Raw genomic sequence first — 16,880 nt, forward strand, 5'->3', positions numbered from 1 at the left:
ATATATTATTCTAGAATTCTAATCCTGCTTCACGAGCCGCATCAGCTAATGCTTGAACACGTCCATGATATAGGTAACCGCCGCGGTCGAAGACAACTTTCTCCACGCCTTTTTCTTTAGCACGCTTTGCGATTAATTCTCCGACTTTACGAGCTGCTTCTACGTTGCCACCATTAGTAACATCGCTTTTCAGATCTTTATCCTGAGTTGAAGCTGCTGCTATAGTAACTCCGTTTGCATCGTCGATAATTTGCGCATACATATGCTTAGAGGAACGGAAAATGTTCAACCGAGGACGTACTGTTGTACCTTCGATTTTTTTACGAACACGAAGATGCCTCTTTAAACGGGCTTTATTCTTATCGCCTTTATTAATCATTTGGGCATACACTCCTTCCAACAGTATTACGAAGCTAAAGCTTCTATAGAACCTATTAGATTGTTATTTTTTCTTACCAGCTTTTCCTTCTTTACGAAGAATCCGTTCGCCTTCATACTTGATTCCTTTACCTTTATACGGCTCAGGCTCACGTACAGAACGAATTTTAGCTGCTGTTGCTCCAACTAACTCTTTGTCGATCCCTTTAACGATAATTTTCGTGTTCGTAGGAACTTCGAATTCAATACCGTTCTCCGGGTTGATTTCAACCGGATGGGAGTAGCCAACGTTAAGAACTAGCTTATCTCCATTCTTGTTGGCACGATACCCTACACCTACAAGATCAAGATTTTTTACAAAACCTTCCGTTACACCATTAACCATGTTCGCTACAACACTGCGTGTTGTTCCGTGCAAGGAACGATGAAGCTTGTTATCGGAAGGGCGCTCAACGTTAATTTCGCTTTCAGCAACGTTGATCTTCATATCTTTATGAAGTTCACGAGACAAAGTACCTTTCGGTCCTTTTACTGTGATTAAAGTATCTTCCAGGGTAATATTAACACCACTTGGAACGCTAATCGGTTTGCGACCAATACGAGACATGTTTGCACCTCCATTCAATTACGTTGTATTACCAGACGTAGCAGATTACCTCTCCGCCGGCTTTGGATTGACGAGCATCTTTATCCGTCATTACTCCGTTTGATGTGGAGATGATGGCAATTCCCAAACCTCCAAGTACACGGGGCACTTCTTGTGATTTGGTATAAACGCGCAAACCTGGTTTGCTAATTCTTTTCAATCCGGAAATAACACGTTCATTGTTTGAACCGTATTTCAGGAACAAACGGATAATTCCTTGCTTGCTATCTTCTACGTATTCAGCGTCACGGATAAATCCTTCTTTTTTAAGGATTTCAGCGATTTCCCTCTTCATCTTGGATGCAGGGATTTCTACTGTTTCATGACGTACGATATTCGCATTACGAATGCGTGTTAACATATCTGCAATTGGATCTGACATGACCATTTAGTGTAAACCTCCTTCCCGAAAATAGGGTGATTACCAGCTTGCTTTTTTCACACCTGGAATCTGACCTTTGTATGCTAATTCACGGAAACAAATTCTGCAAACTTTGAATTTGCGTAGCACGGAATGCGGACGGCCGCAGCGCTCGCAGCGTGTGTATGCTTGTACTTTAAACTTCGGCGTACGTTGTTGCTTTACTTTCATCGAAGTTTTTGCCACTTAGTTTAACACCTCCTGAAAAGGTACGATTATAAGCTATTTGACGAAAGGCATACCGAGTTGCGTTAACAGCTCGCGTGACTCTTCATCTGATTTAGCTGTTGTTACGATAACAATATCCATACCGCGCACTTTGTCGATTTTATCATATTCGATCTCTGGGAAAATCAATTGCTCTTTCAAACCAAGCGTATAGTTGCCGCGGCCATCAAAAGCTTTGTTGGAAACACCGCGGAAGTCACGAACACGTGGAAGTGAGATGTTAAAGAGCTTATCTAAGAAATGGTACATGCGCTCGCCGCGCAGTGTTACTTTTGCACCGATAGGCATATTTTCACGAAGCTTGAAACCCGCAATGGATTTTTTTGCTTTCGTTACAACAGGCTTTTGACCTGAAATTTTTTGTAGATCTTCTACTGCAGTATCGAGAACCTTGGAGTTAGAAACTGCCTCACCAACACCCATGTTGATGACGACCTTCTCAATCTTAGGCACTTGCATCACTGTTGTGTAGTTGAACTTTTGAATTAATGCTGGTGTGACTTCATTTAAAAAACGATCCTTCAATCTTGCTGCCATGTTTCAAGGGCCTCCTTTCCGAGCATTTGGCTTTAGTCGATTGCTTCACCGGATTTAGTCGCTATGCGAACTTTAGTTCCGTTGTCTAGCACTTTATATCCTACACGAGTAGGCTTTCCGCTCTTCGGATCGATCAGCATCACGTTGGAAACGTGAATCGCAGCTTCCTGATTCAAAATACCGCCTTGAGGGTTTTGCTGAGTAGGCTTAGAATGCTTCTTCACCATATTCACACCTTCTACAAGAACACGGTTTTCACGGGGATACGCAGCGATCACGCGTCCTTTTTTACCTTTGTCCTTACCGCTGATTACAAATACTGTATCGTCTTTTTTAACGTGCAGTTTATTGTTATGAGACTCAAGTCTCTTTTTCAATCTTGGCATTGTCGTTTACACCTCCTGGAAAAAAGCTTACTGCGTTAACTATGCTTAGCCTTTCTCGCCGAAAGGCATGCCTTACTAAATGACTTCAGGAGCCAGAGAGACGATCTTCATGAAGTCTTTATCACGAAGCTCACGAGCTACTGGTCCGAAAATACGAGTTCCGCGCGGGCTCTTATCGTCTTTCACGATAACAGCAGCATTCTCATCAAAAGTGATGTAAGATCCGTCTTTACGACGAGCTCCGCTCTTTGTACGAACGATTACCGCTCTTACAACATCGCCTTTTTTGACAACGCCACCTGGTGTTGCTTCTTTAACCGAACAGATAATCAAATCACCGATGTGACCTACGCGACGACCTGTACCGCCTAGTACACGAATGCACATAAGTTTCTTTGCACCAGAGTTGTCAGCCACATTCAAACGGGATAATGGTTGAATCATCGTATTTCCTCCTTTCGGGGTTCATGCCTGAAATGTTTAAATAATTACTGCTGTTTCCACGATTTCAACGAGTCTCCAGGACTTATCCTTGGAAAGTGGTCTAGTTTCCATAATTTTCACAACGTCACCAATCTTGGCTTGGTTGTTCTCATCATGAGCTTTAAATTTCTTCGTGTATTTAATTCTCTTATGATAGAGATTATGCTTTTTGTAAGTTTCGACGGCAACAACGATGGTTTTTTGCATCTTGTCGCTGACTACTTTACCAACTTGCACTTTACGGTCATTGCGTTCACTCATATCGAACCCTCCTCTCTAGATTTGGTTACCCAATCCCCAGTTCTCTTTCTCGCAAAACAGTTTTGGCACGCGCGATCTCTTTCCGTACATGACGGATTTGAGTCGGGTTATCCAATTGACCTGTAGCTAGTTGAAAACGGAGGTTAAAGAGTTCTTCTTTAAATCCGGATACTTTTTGCTCGATCTCAGCAGTGGTTAAGTTGCGGAATTCACTAGCCTTCATTTGCTTCACCACCTACTTCATCTCTCTTCACGAACTTCGTTTTAATCGGAAGTTTGTGAGCAGCTAGACGCATCGCTTCACGAGCGATCTCCTCGCTTACACCTGCAAGTTCAAAAAGAATTTTGCCGGGTTTTACTACGCATACCCATTTTTCCACGTTACCTTTACCGCTACCCATACGAACTTCAAGCGGTTTTTGTGTAACAGGCTTGGATGGGAAAATTTTAATCCATACTTTACCGCCACGCTTGATATAACGAGTCATGGCAATACGAGCTGCTTCGATTTGACGGTTGGTTACCCAAGCCGGTTCTGTCGCCTGCAGACCGAATTCGCCGAAAGCAACTTCTGTGCCGCCTTTAGCTTGGCCTTTCATGCTGCCGCGGTGTTCCTTACGATGCTTAACACGCTTTGGTACTAACATGATTAATTTCCTCCTTCCGGCTGAGCCTTTTTCTTAGCTGTCGGAAGAACTTCTCCACGGTAAATCCATACTTTAACACCGATACGACCATAAGTGGTGGCTGCTTCTGCAGTACCATAATCAATATCCGCACGTAGTGTATGAAGTGGAACGGTTCCTTCGCTATATCCTTCCGTACGTGCGATTTCTGCTCCGCCAAGGCGTCCGCTTGTTGCAACTTTAATACCTTTAGCTCCGGCTCTTGTGCTTCTTTGCATTGCTTGCTTCATAGCGCGGCGGAATGATACCCGACGCTCCAGTTGTTGAGCAATACCTTCTGCAACTAAAATCGCATCCAGTTCTGGATTTTTAATTTCGGCAATGTTGATGTGGACTTTCTTGTTGGAAAGGTTAGCAATGTAAGTACGAATAACCTCAACTTCGGCTCCGCCTTTACCAATAACCATTCCCGGTTTAGCTGTATGAATCGTAACGTTCACGCGATTAGCCGCACGCTCGATTTCGATATGGGATACTGCTGAATCTTTAAGCTTATTCTTCAAATATTCACGGATTTTCACGTCTTCCATCAACAGGGTTCCAAAATCTTTCCCTGCGAACCACTTGGATTCCCAATCGCGAATAATCCCTACTCTGAGACCTACCGGGTTTACTTTTTGACCCACTCGTTATCCCTCCTTATTTCTCGGATACCACTACTGTAATGTGGCTGGTACGCTTCTTGATGGCACTTGCACGGCCCATCGCGCGTTGTTGGAATCTCTTCATTGTTGGCCCTTGGTTAACAAAGACCTGTTCTATAACCAATTTATTTGGATCTAACGAATAGTTATGTTCTGCATTGGCAATAGCGGAATTGAGCAGTTTCTCCACGATTGGAGAAGCTGCTTTTGGCGTGTGACGCAAAATTGCAATCGCATCGCCTACCGCTTTTCCCCGAATTAAGTCAATGACTAATTGTACTTTACGAGGAGCAATCCGAACAAAGTTTGCAGCTGCTTTCGCTTGCATGGTAGTACCTCCTCTCGGCAAAAAATGCGATTAGCGTTTCCCTGTTTTCTTATCATCGTCGTGACCTTTGTAAACACGAGTTGGTGCGAACTCACCTAGCTTATGTCCGACCATATCTTCTGTTACATACACAGGCACGTGTTTCTTACCATCATAAACCGCAAAAGTGTGACCAACGAACTGCGGGAAAATTGTAGACCGACGCGACCAAGTTTTGATTAGTACTTTCTTGCTCGCTTTATCCATATCTTCTACTTTTTTCAGTAAATAGCCATCAATAAATGGACCTTTCTTCAAGCTGCGCCCCATTGATGAACCTCCCTTCCCTGTACCTTACGAGTTTTGGTAGACCCTCTATTACTTCGTACGACGACGTACAATGTATTTATCGGATGCTTTGCCTTTTTTACGAGTTTTGTAACCGAGTGTAGGTTTGCCCCATGGAGACATAGGAGACTTACGTCCGATTGGTGCACGTCCTTCACCACCACCGTGTGGGTGATCATTCGGGTTCATAACAACCCCGCGAACTTCAGGTCTTTGACCTTTCCAACGATTACGTCCAGCCTTACCAACCTTCACTAGCTCATGATCCCCGTTACCAACGGATCCGATCGTAGCGCGGCAAACCTTAAGAACTTTACGAACCTCACCAGATGAAAGGCGAACGGTTACGTATTGCTCTTCTTTACCAAGCAATTGGGCCTCTGTACCAGCAGCACGAACAAGTTGTCCGCCTTTTCCTGGCTTCAATTCGATATTGTGGATAACCGAACCTACAGGGATGTTTTCCAAAGGAAGTGCATTCCCAATCTTGATATCGGAAGTTGCTCCAGATACGATTTGATCGTCAACTTTCAAGCCTTTAGGAGCCAGAATGTATCTCTTTTCTCCATCCGCATAGTGAATCAATGCAATGTTAGCTGAACGGTTTGGATCGTACTCGATTGTAGCAACGCGTCCTGGTATTCCATCTTTATTCCGTTTGAAATCGATAATCCGGTATTTACGTTTGTGTCCGCCGCCACGGTGACGAACTGTAATTTTACCTTGATTGTTACGACCTGCAAACTTATGCAGAGGAGCCAGTAACGTTTTTTCCGGTGTTGATGTTGTGATTTCTTCAAAAGTAGAAACCGACATCGCACGTCTAGCAGGTGACGTTGGTTTATATTTTTTAATTGGCACTAGGATTCCCTCCTTACTTCAGAAAATGAGTTACACAGTTTCAAAGAATTCCAATTCTTTACTTTCCGGACTAAGAGACACAATCGCTTTCTTCCATTCGGAAGTGTAGCCAGAGTGACGACCTTGGCGCTTCGGCTTGGCCGGCATTCTAAGTGTGTTTACATTTGTAACTTTAACTTTGAAGATAGCTTCAATGGCTTGTTTAATTTCTGTTTTGTTAGCACGAAGTTCGACTTCAAAAACATACTTTTTGTTTGCCATTAAATCGCTTGTGCGTTCCGTAATGATCGGGCGCTTGATAATGTCGCGTGGATTTTTCATTGTGCAAGCACCTCCTCTACCTTCTGTACAGCATCTTGGGTAATGATCAATTTATCATAGAGCATTACGTCCAGAACGCTGATTCCATCAGCAGCAACAAATTTCACACCTGGAATATTACGTGTCGATAATGCAATGTTATCTTCAAGTGTTGCAGCAACCACTAATGCTTTGCTATTCACTTTAAGATTGCTTAGAATCGCAATGAAATCTTTAGTCTTAGGGGCATTCATTTGAAGTTGATCCAGAACGATCAATTCATTATCAATTACCTTTGAAGACAAAGCGGATTTAATCGCTAGACGACGAACTTTTCTTGGCAATTTGTAGCCATAGCTGCGAGGAGTCGGTCCAAAAACCGTACCGCCGCCTTTCCATTGAGGCGCACGAATGCTGCCTTGACGAGCACGTCCAGTACCTTTTTGTTTCCACGGCTTACGTCCACCGCCACGAACCTCAGAACGACCTTTGGTCTTGTGTGTTCCTTGACGCATAGATGCTTGCTGCAAGAGCACGGCTTCATGAAGCACATGCACATGAGGCTCAATGCCGAATACGGCATCTGACAATTCTACTTCACCAACCTGAGCACCCGTTACATTATATAAAGCTACTTTTGGCATCAGTTTTCCTCCTTTCCTACTTTTTCACGGCAGATTTCACGCTAACGTAGCTGTTTTTAGGTCCAGGAATAGATCCTTTTACTAGAAGCACGTTGCGATCTGTATCTACTCTTACGATTTGCAGATTTTGAAGAGTCACTGTTTCATGACCCATATGTCCTGGCAGGTTTTTACCTTTAGGAACACGATTCGCTTGAATGGAACCCATGGAACCCGGTCCACGATGGTAACGCGATCCGTGAGCCATTGGCCCTCTGGACTGGTTATGTCTCTTGATATTACCTTGGAACCCTTTACCCTTGGAAGTACCTGTTACATCAACGAAGTCGCCCTCTGCGAACAGATCTGCCTTCAGCTCTTGGCCAACCTCATAGTCAGCGAGTTGAATGCCGCGAATTTCTTTAATGTAGCGCTTAGGTGTTGCGCCCGCTTTTTTCGCATGGCCCAACTCTGGTTTAATTGCATTCTTTTCTTTCTTGTCGTCAAAACCGATTTGGATAGATTCGTAACCGTCATTCTCCGCATCTTTCTTTTGAAGAACCACGCAAGGACCAGCTTGAATTACAGTAACTGGAATTACTAAACCTTCCGGAGTAAATACTTGAGTCATCCCAAGTTTCTTCCCTAAGATACCTTTCATCGTTGACACCTCATTTCCTTCACATTTGTTTCTATCTATGGCTTACAGTTTGATTTCGATGTCTACACCAGACGGTAAATCCAGTCGCATTAGAGCATCAACAGTTTGCGGTGTTGGATTCACAATATCGATCAAACGCTTATGCGTACGCATTTCGAATTGCTCTCTGGAATCCTTGTACTTGTGAACCGCACGAAGAATCGTGATGATTTGCTTCTCAGTAGGAAGCGGAATCGGTCCGGATACACCTGCACCAGATCTTTTTGCAGTTTCTACAATTTTCTCAGCGGATTGATCAATGATTCTGTGATCATACGCCTTCAAACGAATACGAATTTTTTGCTTTGCCATATAAGTCCCTCCTTCTATCGCCCAATTTATTATCGGACATACTCCGCGAAAATCCCCTGACGCCCTCCCCATGGCAAAGGGGCCGGGTGTGTCAGCAACCTCCCGCATCATCGCAACGTCGCAGACCAACGTTCACTATTATATAAAAAAACAAAAAGAAAAGCAAGTAAATTTTAGATGTTTGCCTAAAAAAAACTCATCACGCGAAGTGATGAGCTTTTTTCCTATTAAATTGCTTACTTTTGAATGGAAGCAACTGCTCCTGCGCCTACAGTACGTCCGCCTTCACGAATAGCGAAACGAGTACCTTCTTCTACAGCGATTGGGGCAATAAGTTCTACTGTAACAGTGATGTTGTCACCAGGCATAACCATTTCAGTTCCTTCAGGAAGGTTAATGATTCCTGTTACGTCCGTAGTACGGAAGTAGAACTGAGGGCGGTAACCTGTGAAGAAAGGCTTATGACGGCCACCTTCTTCTTTAGTAAGAACGTAGATTTGTGCAGTGAAGTTTGTGTGTGCTTTCACTGAACCCGGCTTTGCCAAAACTTGGCCGCGCTCAATGTCATTACGATCAACACCACGAAGAAGTGCTCCGATGTTGTCGCCCGCTTGTGCGGAATCAAGCAATTTTCTGAACATCTCAACGCCTGTAACTACACATTTGCGAGTTTCTTCAGCAAGACCAATAATTTCTACTTCGTCTTGGATTTTAACTGTTCCACGCTCTACACGGCCTGTAGCAACTGTTCCACGGCCAGTGATGGAGAATACATCCTCAACAGGCATAAGGAAAGGCTTGTCAGTTTGACGCTCAGGAGTTGGGATGTAAGCATCGACTTGTTCGAACAACTCGATAATTTTGTCAGCCCAAGCACCATCAGGGTTGGAAAGAGCTTCACGAGCAGCTCCACGGATGATTGGAGTATCATCGCCAGGGAATTCATATTCATTCAACAGGTCACGAACTTCCATTTCAACAAGCTCAAGAAGCTCTTCGTCATCAACCATGTCGCATTTGTTAAGGAAAACTACGATGTAAGGAACACCTACTTGTTTGGAAAGAAGGATGTGCTCACGAGTTTGTGGCATAGGACCGTCAGCTGCGGATACAACTAAGATCGCTCCATCCATTTGTGCTGCTCCAGTAATCATGTTCTTAACATAGTCGGCGTGTCCAGGACAGTCAACATGTGCATAGTGACGATTAGGAGTTTCATACTCAACGTGTGCTGTGGAAATTGTAATACCACGCTCGCGCTCTTCTGGTGCTTTATCGATTTGATCGAATGCTACTGCTGCTCCACCGTATCTTTTGGAAAGTACAGTTGTGATAGCTGCAGTCAAAGTTGTTTTACCATGGTCGACGTGACCGATTGTACCGATGTTAACATGCGGTTTATTACGTTCAAATTTAGCCTTTGCCATTTCAAACAATTCCTCCTTAGGGGTTACAATAGTTTATTTTTAAACGCCTTTGGCCTTTGCAACAATTTCTTCTGCAATGGACTTAGGAACCTCTTCATAATGTGAAATTTCCATGGAGTAAACGCCGCGGCCTTGTGTTCTTGAACGAAGTGTTGTCGAGTACCCAAACATTTCAGACAAAGGCACCTTAGCACGAATAATTTGCGCTCCAAAACGGCTGTCCATACCTTCAATACGTCCACGTCTGGAGTTCAAATCCCCCATAACGTCGCCCATATATTCTTCAGGTACAGTAACTTCAACTTTCATGATTGGCTCAAGAAGAACCGGTTGACACTTGTCTTTAGCTGCTTTAAGGGCCATGGAACCAGCGATCTTAAACGCCATTTCGTTGGAGTCAACATCATGATAAGATCCGTCTACTACAGTAGCTTTGATGTCCACGAGCGGGAATCCAGCAATTACACCATTCTTCATGGATTCCTCAATACCAGCTTGAATAGGTGCAATGTATTCTCTTGGAATAGAGCCCCCTACTACTTTGCTTTCAAAAAGGAAACCTGCGCCTGGCTCTTGCGGACTAAATTCAACCCAACAATGTCCGTATTGACCACGGCCACCGGATTGACGAACGAACTTACCTTCAACCTTGGCAGATGCACGGAAGGTTTCTCTGTAAGCAACCTGAGGCTTACCAACATTGGTCTCAACTTTAAACTCGCGAAGCATACGGTCAACAAGAATCTCTAGGTGAAGCTCACCCATACCTGCAATAATCGTTTGGCCTGTTTCTTCGTCCGTATGAGCACGGAATGTTGGATCTTCTTCAGACAGCTTTTGCAGAGCGATCCCCATCTTATCTTGGTCAGCTTTTGTCTTTGGCTCAACCGCAAGCTGGATAACCGGCTCAGGGAAGTTCATTGACTCTAGAATAACCGGGTTCTTCTCATCGCATAAAGTATCTCCAGTAGTTGTATCCTTCAAACCAACAGCAGCTGCAATGTCACCGGAGTAAACATCGCTAATTTCTTGACGGCTGTTTGCATGCATTTGAAGAATCCGACCAACTCTTTCCCGTTTGCCCTTGGTGGCGTTCAAAACATAAGAGCCTGAACTTAGAACACCAGAGTACACACGGAAAAACGTAAGTCTTCCTACGAAAGGATCCGTCATAATTTTAAATGCAAGAGCTGAGAATGGTTCAGCATCTGAAGATTTACGAATAACTTCAGTACCGTCATCCAGCAGTCCTTTAATATCTGGTACATCCAAAGGTGAAGGAAGGTAATTAATTACCGCATTCAACATCAGTTGAACTCCCTTATTTCTGTAAGAAGACCCACAGATAACCGGGAAAATCTTAACTTCGCAAACTCCCTTACGAAGAGCTGCCTTGATTTCAGCTACAGTAAGTTCTTCACCCTCGAGATATTTCATTGTAAGCTCTTCATCAAGCTCAGCAACCTTCTCTACAAGCTCCAATCTTAATTCAGCAACTTTATCTTTGTACTCATCAGGAATTTCAACTTCTTGAATATCCTTACCAAGATCGTCCATATACATATAAGCTTTTTCTTCAACCAGGTCGATAATGCCTTTGAATTCATTCTCAGCACCGATCGGAAGTTGAATCGCAACTGCATTTGCACCAAGCTTTTCTTTCATCGAAACAATAACGCCTAAGAAATCCGCTCCGATAATGTCCATCTTGTTTACATAAGCAATCCGGGGAACATTATAACGGTCCGCTTGTCTCCAAACGGTTTCGGACTGTGGTTCAACGCCTTCTTTGGCACTAAACACACCTACTGCTCCGTCCAACACACGAAGGGAACGCTCTACCTCAACAGTAAAGTCTACGTGCCCTGGGGTATCGATAATATTGATGCGGTGACCTTCCCATTGCGCTGTAGTAGCAGCGGAAGTAATCGTGATTCCGCGCTCCTGCTCCTGCTCCATCCAGTCCATCGTTGCGCCACCTTCGTGGACCTCACCGATTTTGTGTACACGGCCTGTATAGTACAGAATACGTTCAGTTGTAGTCGTTTTACCGGCATCAATATGAGCCATAATCCCAATGTTACGTGTATTAAACAAGGAGAACTCTCTAGCCATACGTATTTCTCCTTCCTATATTGGGGGGAAAATTTATTCTACCAACGATAGTGAGCAAACGCTTTGTTTGCTTCAGCCATCTTGTGTGTATCTTCACGTTTTTTCACGGAAGATCCTGTGTTGTTGCTGGCATCAATAATTTCATACGCCAGTCTTTCTTCCATTGTCTTCTCTCCGCGCAGACGCGAGTAGTTTACGAGCCAACGAAGACCTAAAGTTGAACGGCGATCCGGTCTAACTTCGATAGGTACTTGGTAGTTAGCTCCACCCACACGGCGTGCTTTTACTTCAAGAACTGGCATAATGTTTTTAATTGCTTGTTCGAAAACTTCCATTGGCTCTTTGCCAGTGCGCTCTTGAACTAGGTTAAAAGCATTATATAAAATGGACTGTGCTACCCCTCTTTTTCCGTCAATCATGATACGGTTAATTAGACGGGTAACAAGCTTGCTGCTATAAATCGGATCTGGCAATACATCTCTACGAGTAACTGGACCTTTACGAGGCATAGTTATCCCCCTTTCTTGAAAAAATCATCCCTGATATAGTCGATCTTATTTCTTTACCTTCGCACGTTTCGTTCCATATTTCGAACGAGCTTGCTTACGGTTGTTTACGCCTGAAGTATCCAAAGCGCCACGAACGATGTGATAACGTACCCCTGGAAGATCTTTAATTCTTCCTCCACGAATCAGAACAACGCTATGCTCTTGCAGGTTGTGTCCAATACCTGGAATGTAGGCTGTTACCTCTACACGGTTTGTCAAACGAACACGGGCATATTTACGAAGAGCTGAGTTAGGCTTCTTAGGAGTCATCGTACCTACGCGGGTGCAAACACCACGTTTTTGAGGAGCGCTCAAATCGGTTGCTTCTCTTTTCAAAGCGTTAAAACCTTTTTGCAAAGCTGGGGATTTGGATTTCTCCACCTTCGCTTCACGGCCTTTACGAACTAATTGGTTAATTGTTGGCATTTCGCCACCTCCTCCCTAGAATTATAAACCACTTCTTATTGCAAGCCCACAGATCCAGGCGAGTCATAAATGGACAAAGGAAATGTCTCTGTCAGGGGACTTAGGCTTTAATTCTGAAGAATCATGCTTATGTCCTGCAACAAAAACGTCTTTCGGATCACTCATTCACGATGGCTGCTACGGCAGCTCCAACTTCAATTCCACATGCTTTACCTAAAAGCTTCATAGAATCTACGTAGATTACTTGTACATCCATCTTCTTACAGAGGTTCACCATTTTTATCGTCATACGTGGATCTGCATCTTTGGCAACAAAAACTTCGGCCGCCCTGCCAAGCTCGACCATTCGAATAGCTTTCTTGGTACCAATACTCACGTTCTTTGCCTGTTTCACTTTTTCATAAGACATCAAACATATCCTCCAAAGCACAGGAAAGCATATTAACATAGGCACACTTTGATATATTAGCACTTCAAAAAAGCAGTGTCAAGAAAATTAAGTATTCTTCACAAAATTTATCTCAGAAAAAAGCGCTCGGAAAGAGATCCTCTCAAGAAGATCTGCTTTCCGGCGTTGCTTCTTCACACAATTTTATTCAACTGCAACTGTTTCTTTTTCCAGTCCTTCTACTTCTATATCCACTTCGTTCGGATTCGTAATACGAATATTCCGATAACGCGGCATACCCGTTCCAGCTGGAATCAGCTTACCAATAATAACATTCTCTTTAAGTCCGAGAAGCTGATCGACTTTTCCTTTGATCGCCGCATCTGTCAAGACACGAGTTGTCTCCTGGAAGGAAGCAGCGGATAGGAAGGAATCTGTCTCAAGAGAAGCTTTGGTAATACCAAGCAGGATTGGTTTGGCTACTGCCGGCTCACTATCTGAGAAGAGAGCTGTTTTATTAGCCTCCTCGTATTCATGAATATCTACGAATGAACCAGGAAGCAGAGTCGTGTCTCCGGCATCAACGATACGGATTTTACGCAGCATTTGACGTACCATAACTTCAATATGCTTGTCGTTAATTTCCACCCCTTGGTTCCGGTAAACGCGCTGTACCTCTTGCAGAATATAGTTTTGAACGCCGCGAATCCCTTTAATGCGGAGCATATCTTTAGGATCGATAGAACCTTCTGTCAGCTCATCCCCTGCTTCAATATGCTGATTCACTGAAGCACGGATTCTGGATCCATAAGGAACTGCATATGTCTTGGATTCAGCTTCGCCTTGAACTTCAATTTCACGACGATCCTTAGCCTCACGGATTTCTTTCACTACACCATCAATTTCGGAGATAATTGCTTGCCCCTTCGGATTCCGTGCTTCAAAGAGCTCTTGAATACGCGGCAAACCTTGGGTGATATCATCTCCGGCAACGCCCCCGGTATGGAACGTACGCATGGTCAGCTGAGTTCCCGGCTCACCAATCGATTGAGCAGCGATAATACCAACAGCTTCTCCGATTTCTACGTGCTGGCCTGTTGCCAAATTACGGCCATAGCATTTTTTACAAACACCATGTCTGGAACGGCAGCTTAACACAGAACGGATTTGCAGCTTCTCGATGCCAGAGTTGATAATTTTATCAGCTGTTCCGGCTTCAATCAGTTCATTGCGGTTTATGATAATTTCTCCCGTTTGCGGGTGACGCAATGTTTCAAAAGCGTAACGTCCTTCAATACGGTCGTAAAGATCCTCAATGACTTCTTTACCGTCTTGAATTTTACTTACCATAAAGCCTTTGTCAGTACCACAATCTTCATCACGAACGATGACATCTTGAGCAACGTCAACAAGACGACGAGTCAAGTAGCCGGAATCCGCGGTACGAAGCGCTGTATCGGCAAGACCTTTACGGGCACCGTGCGTGGAAATAAAGTATTCCAGAACCGTAAGTCCTTCACGGAAGTTCGATTTAATTGGAAGCTCGATAATTTTACCGGAAGGATTGGCCATCAGACCACGCATTCCTCCGAGCTGTGTAATTTGTGATTTGTTACCCCGAGCCTTGGATTCAACCATCATATTGATGGAGTTGTATTTATCAAGGGATTTCATCAAGATATCTGTGATTTCATCCTTCGCTTTACTCCAAATGGAAATGACTCTGTCGTAACGCTCTTCATCTGTAATCAGACCGCGGCGGTATTGATTCGTTACGGAACGTACCTTTTCTTCGCTTTCTTGAAGAATAAGATCCTTTTCCTTCGGCACGATAACATCCGAAACCGCAACTGTAATACCTGCTTTAGTCGAATACGTGAAGCCTAACTCTTTAATTTTATCCAGAATCACTGAGGTTTGGGTCGTATGATATTTACGGAAGCATTCCGCAATAATCGTTCCGAGATATTCCTTGCCTACAGCCTTACCTTCTGGAAGCTCCTGCATAATCGTTCTCAGATCCGCCCCTTTGTCAAAAACAAAATGGGAATCCGGGATACCATTCAACAGATTTGTCTTCGTAGGCTCATTGATAAACGGCAAATCTTCCGGGAAAATTTCATTAAAGATGATTTTACCGATTGTCGTGATCAATATCGCTTCCTGCTGCTCAGGAGTGAAGCTTGTTTTATTTAGAACCTTGGCTGGGATAGCTACTCTGGCATGAAGTGCAGACTTCCCGGACTGATAAGCAGAAACTGCTTCATTCACGGATCTAAGTATGCTCAGCGCGCCTTTGGCAAACTTGTTATCTGTTGTTAAATAAAAGCTTCCCAGTACCATATCCTGTGAAGGAGTAACAACAGGCTTGCCATCCTTAGGATTCAAAATATTCCCGGACGCCAGCATCAGCACACGTGCTTCAGCTTGGGCTTCAGAGGATAAAGGAACGTGAACCGCCATTTGGTCACCGTCAAAATCAGCGTTGTATGCTGTACATACGAGCGGATGCAATTTGATCGCACGACCCTCAACGAGAATAGGTTCAAACGCTTGAATACCTAGTCTATGCAAGGTAGGGGCACGGTTTAGAAGAACCGGGTGCTCCTTAATTACTTCTTCAAGAACATCCCATACATCAGGACTTACGCGCTCGACTTTACGCTTCGCACTCTTGATGTTGTGAGCTAAGCCTTTATTTACAAGCTCTTTCATTACGAAAGGCTTAAATAATTCTAGTGCCATTTCCTTCGGCAGACCACATTGATACATCTTCAGATCCGGGCCTACAACGATAACAGAACGGCCTGAGTAGTCAACACGTTTACCCAGCAAGTTCTGACGGAAACGTCCCTGCTTCCCCTTCAGCATGTGGCTGAGGGATTTAAGTGGACGGTTACCAGGTCCCGTAACGGGACGGCCGCGGCGTCCATTGTCGATCAAAGCATCGACAGCTTCTTGAAGCATACGCTTTTCATTCTGAACAATGATATCGGGTGCACCCAGATCAAGCAATCTCTTGAGACGGTTGTTCCGGTTGATTACACGGCGATACAAATCGTTCAAATCGGAGGTAGCAAATCTGCCCCCATCCAGCTGAACCATTGGGCGCAGTTCCGGCGGGATAACTGGCAGTACATCAAGTACCATCCAGCCTGGCATATTTTTGGAATTACGGAAAGCTTCCATAACTTCCAGGCGCTTGATCGCACGATTACGACGTTGGCCCTGTGCGGTCTTGAGCTCTTCCTTAAGCATTTCCACTTCTCTATCGATTTCGATATCCTGAAGCAGCTTTTTCACAGCCTCAGCGCCCATACCGGCCTGGAAGGCGTATCCGTACTTCTCGCGATAGCTGCGGTACTCTTTTTCGGACAGAAGCTGTTTCTTCTCTAAAGGTGTATCTCCTGGATCTGTGACGACATAGGATGCAAAGTAAATGATTTCCTCCAACGATCTTGGAGACATATCCAGTGCAAGTCCCATACGGCTTGGAATCCCTTTGAAGTACCAGATATGGGAAACAGGAGCAGCGAGCTCGATGTGTCCCATACGTTCACGACGTACCTTTTGACGGGTTACTTCTACGCCACAGCGGTCACAGACAACGCCTTTATAACGGACGCGTTTGTATTTACCGCAATGACATTCCCAGTCCTTTGTTGGCCCGAAGATCTTCTCACAGAAGAGCCCTTCTTTTTCCGGCTTTAAAGTTCTGTAGTTGATAGTTTCCGGCTTCTTCACTTCCCCACGAGACCAGGAACGAATTTTATCGGGTGATGCTAAGCCGATTTTCATGTACTCGAAGTTATTAACATCTAACAAGGAGCAACCCTCCTTAAGAATATATAGCCT

General features: G+C 44.2%; 24 protein-coding genes. All 24 read right to left on the bottom strand.

Annotated features, from left to right (window positions below):
- Positions 1–10 precede the first annotated feature (10 nt).
- Complete coding sequence (gene rplR, locus J2Z66_RS38800; protein ID WP_209978830.1) at positions 11–379, bottom strand: 50S ribosomal protein L18; 369 nt, start codon at positions 377–379, stop codon at positions 11–13.
- Positions 380–442: 63 nt separating this feature from the next.
- Positions 443–985 (bottom strand): 50S ribosomal protein L6, encoded by a 543-nt coding sequence (gene rplF, locus J2Z66_RS38805; protein WP_209978832.1) that lies wholly within the window; start codon positions 983–985, stop codon positions 443–445.
- Between the two features lie 28 nt (positions 986–1,013).
- The gene (gene rpsH / locus J2Z66_RS38810) at positions 1,014–1,412 is read right to left on the bottom strand and encodes a 30S ribosomal protein S8 (protein ID WP_209978833.1); all 399 of its coding nucleotides are present in this window, start codon (positions 1,410–1,412) and stop codon (positions 1,014–1,016) included.
- Between the two features lie 33 nt (positions 1,413–1,445).
- Positions 1,446–1,631: a type Z 30S ribosomal protein S14 gene (locus J2Z66_RS38815; RefSeq protein WP_209978835.1), complete on the bottom strand. Its 186-nt coding sequence runs from the start codon at positions 1,629–1,631 to the stop codon at positions 1,446–1,448.
- Between the two features lie 36 nt (positions 1,632–1,667).
- The gene (gene rplE / locus J2Z66_RS38820; RefSeq protein WP_209978837.1) at positions 1,668–2,210 is read right to left on the bottom strand and encodes a 50S ribosomal protein L5; all 543 of its coding nucleotides are present in this window, start codon (positions 2,208–2,210) and stop codon (positions 1,668–1,670) included.
- Between the two features lie 32 nt (positions 2,211–2,242).
- Complete coding sequence (gene rplX, locus J2Z66_RS38825; RefSeq protein WP_209978839.1) at positions 2,243–2,596, bottom strand: 50S ribosomal protein L24; 354 nt, start codon at positions 2,594–2,596, stop codon at positions 2,243–2,245.
- Between the two features lie 75 nt (positions 2,597–2,671).
- Positions 2,672–3,040, bottom strand: a complete 369-nt coding sequence (gene rplN, locus J2Z66_RS38830; protein ID WP_209978841.1) for a 50S ribosomal protein L14 — start codon at positions 3,038–3,040, stop codon at positions 2,672–2,674.
- Between the two features lie 36 nt (positions 3,041–3,076).
- Entirely contained in the window at positions 3,077–3,340 is a 264-nt protein-coding gene (gene rpsQ / locus J2Z66_RS38835; protein WP_209978843.1) for a 30S ribosomal protein S17, read from the bottom strand.
- Between the two features lie 25 nt (positions 3,341–3,365).
- A complete protein-coding gene (rpmC, locus tag J2Z66_RS38840; protein ID WP_209978845.1) occupies positions 3,366–3,563 on the bottom strand; it encodes a 50S ribosomal protein L29 in 198 nt (65 codons plus the stop codon).
- Positions 3,553–3,987: a 50S ribosomal protein L16 gene (gene rplP / locus J2Z66_RS38845; protein WP_209978847.1), complete on the bottom strand. Its 435-nt coding sequence runs from the start codon at positions 3,985–3,987 to the stop codon at positions 3,553–3,555. Before rplP ends, rpmC begins: the two co-directional genes overlap by 11 nt.
- Positions 3,988–3,989: 2 nt before the next feature.
- Positions 3,990–4,652 (bottom strand): 30S ribosomal protein S3, encoded by a 663-nt coding sequence (gene rpsC, locus J2Z66_RS38850; RefSeq protein WP_209978849.1) that lies wholly within the window; start codon positions 4,650–4,652, stop codon positions 3,990–3,992.
- Positions 4,653–4,665: 13 nt separating this feature from the next.
- On the bottom strand, positions 4,666–4,998 hold the full coding sequence (rplV, locus tag J2Z66_RS38855; RefSeq protein WP_209978851.1) for a 50S ribosomal protein L22: 333 nt from the start codon (positions 4,996–4,998) through the stop codon (positions 4,666–4,668).
- A gap of 30 nt (positions 4,999–5,028) precedes the next feature.
- On the bottom strand, positions 5,029–5,307 hold the full coding sequence (gene rpsS / locus J2Z66_RS38860; protein WP_209978853.1) for a 30S ribosomal protein S19: 279 nt from the start codon (positions 5,305–5,307) through the stop codon (positions 5,029–5,031).
- A 48-nt stretch (positions 5,308–5,355) separates the two neighbouring features.
- On the bottom strand, positions 5,356–6,186 hold the full coding sequence (gene rplB / locus J2Z66_RS38865) for a 50S ribosomal protein L2 (RefSeq protein WP_209978855.1): 831 nt from the start codon (positions 6,184–6,186) through the stop codon (positions 5,356–5,358).
- Between the two features lie 30 nt (positions 6,187–6,216).
- Positions 6,217–6,507: a 50S ribosomal protein L23 gene (gene rplW, locus J2Z66_RS38870; protein ID WP_209978857.1), complete on the bottom strand. Its 291-nt coding sequence runs from the start codon at positions 6,505–6,507 to the stop codon at positions 6,217–6,219.
- The gene (gene rplD, locus J2Z66_RS38875) at positions 6,504–7,130 is read right to left on the bottom strand and encodes a 50S ribosomal protein L4 (RefSeq protein WP_209978858.1); all 627 of its coding nucleotides are present in this window, start codon (positions 7,128–7,130) and stop codon (positions 6,504–6,506) included. The genes rplW and rplD overlap by 4 nt, the downstream gene beginning before the upstream one ends.
- A 16-nt stretch (positions 7,131–7,146) precedes the next feature.
- Positions 7,147–7,770 (bottom strand): 50S ribosomal protein L3, encoded by a 624-nt coding sequence (gene rplC / locus J2Z66_RS38880; RefSeq protein WP_209978860.1) that lies wholly within the window; start codon positions 7,768–7,770, stop codon positions 7,147–7,149.
- Positions 7,771–7,812: 42 nt separating this feature from the next.
- Entirely contained in the window at positions 7,813–8,121 is a 309-nt protein-coding gene (gene rpsJ / locus J2Z66_RS38885; RefSeq protein WP_028557496.1) for a 30S ribosomal protein S10, read from the bottom strand.
- Positions 8,122–8,357: 236 nt separating this feature from the next.
- Positions 8,358–9,548: an elongation factor Tu gene (gene tuf, locus J2Z66_RS38890; protein ID WP_209978930.1), complete on the bottom strand. Its 1,191-nt coding sequence runs from the start codon at positions 9,546–9,548 to the stop codon at positions 8,358–8,360.
- Between the two features lie 39 nt (positions 9,549–9,587).
- Complete coding sequence (gene fusA / locus J2Z66_RS38895; RefSeq protein WP_209978862.1) at positions 9,588–11,663, bottom strand: elongation factor G; 2,076 nt, start codon at positions 11,661–11,663, stop codon at positions 9,588–9,590.
- A 38-nt stretch (positions 11,664–11,701) separates the two neighbouring features.
- A complete protein-coding gene (rpsG, locus tag J2Z66_RS38900) occupies positions 11,702–12,172 on the bottom strand; it encodes a 30S ribosomal protein S7 (RefSeq protein WP_209978864.1) in 471 nt (156 codons plus the stop codon).
- Positions 12,173–12,217: 45 nt separating this feature from the next.
- Positions 12,218–12,637 (bottom strand): 30S ribosomal protein S12, encoded by a 420-nt coding sequence (gene rpsL, locus J2Z66_RS38905; protein ID WP_209978866.1) that lies wholly within the window; start codon positions 12,635–12,637, stop codon positions 12,218–12,220.
- A 157-nt stretch (positions 12,638–12,794) separates the two neighbouring features.
- The gene (locus J2Z66_RS38910; RefSeq protein WP_209978868.1) at positions 12,795–13,046 is read right to left on the bottom strand and encodes a ribosomal L7Ae/L30e/S12e/Gadd45 family protein; all 252 of its coding nucleotides are present in this window, start codon (positions 13,044–13,046) and stop codon (positions 12,795–12,797) included.
- A gap of 183 nt (positions 13,047–13,229) precedes the next feature.
- Positions 13,230–16,850, bottom strand: a complete 3,621-nt coding sequence (rpoC, locus tag J2Z66_RS38915) for a DNA-directed RNA polymerase subunit beta' (RefSeq protein WP_209978869.1) — start codon at positions 16,848–16,850, stop codon at positions 13,230–13,232.
- Positions 16,851–16,880 lie beyond the last annotated feature (30 nt).

The sequence above is a fragment of the Paenibacillus eucommiae genome (assembly GCF_017874215.1).
GTDB lineage: Bacteria > Bacillota > Bacilli > Paenibacillales > NBRC-103111 > Paenibacillus_AI > Paenibacillus_AI eucommiae.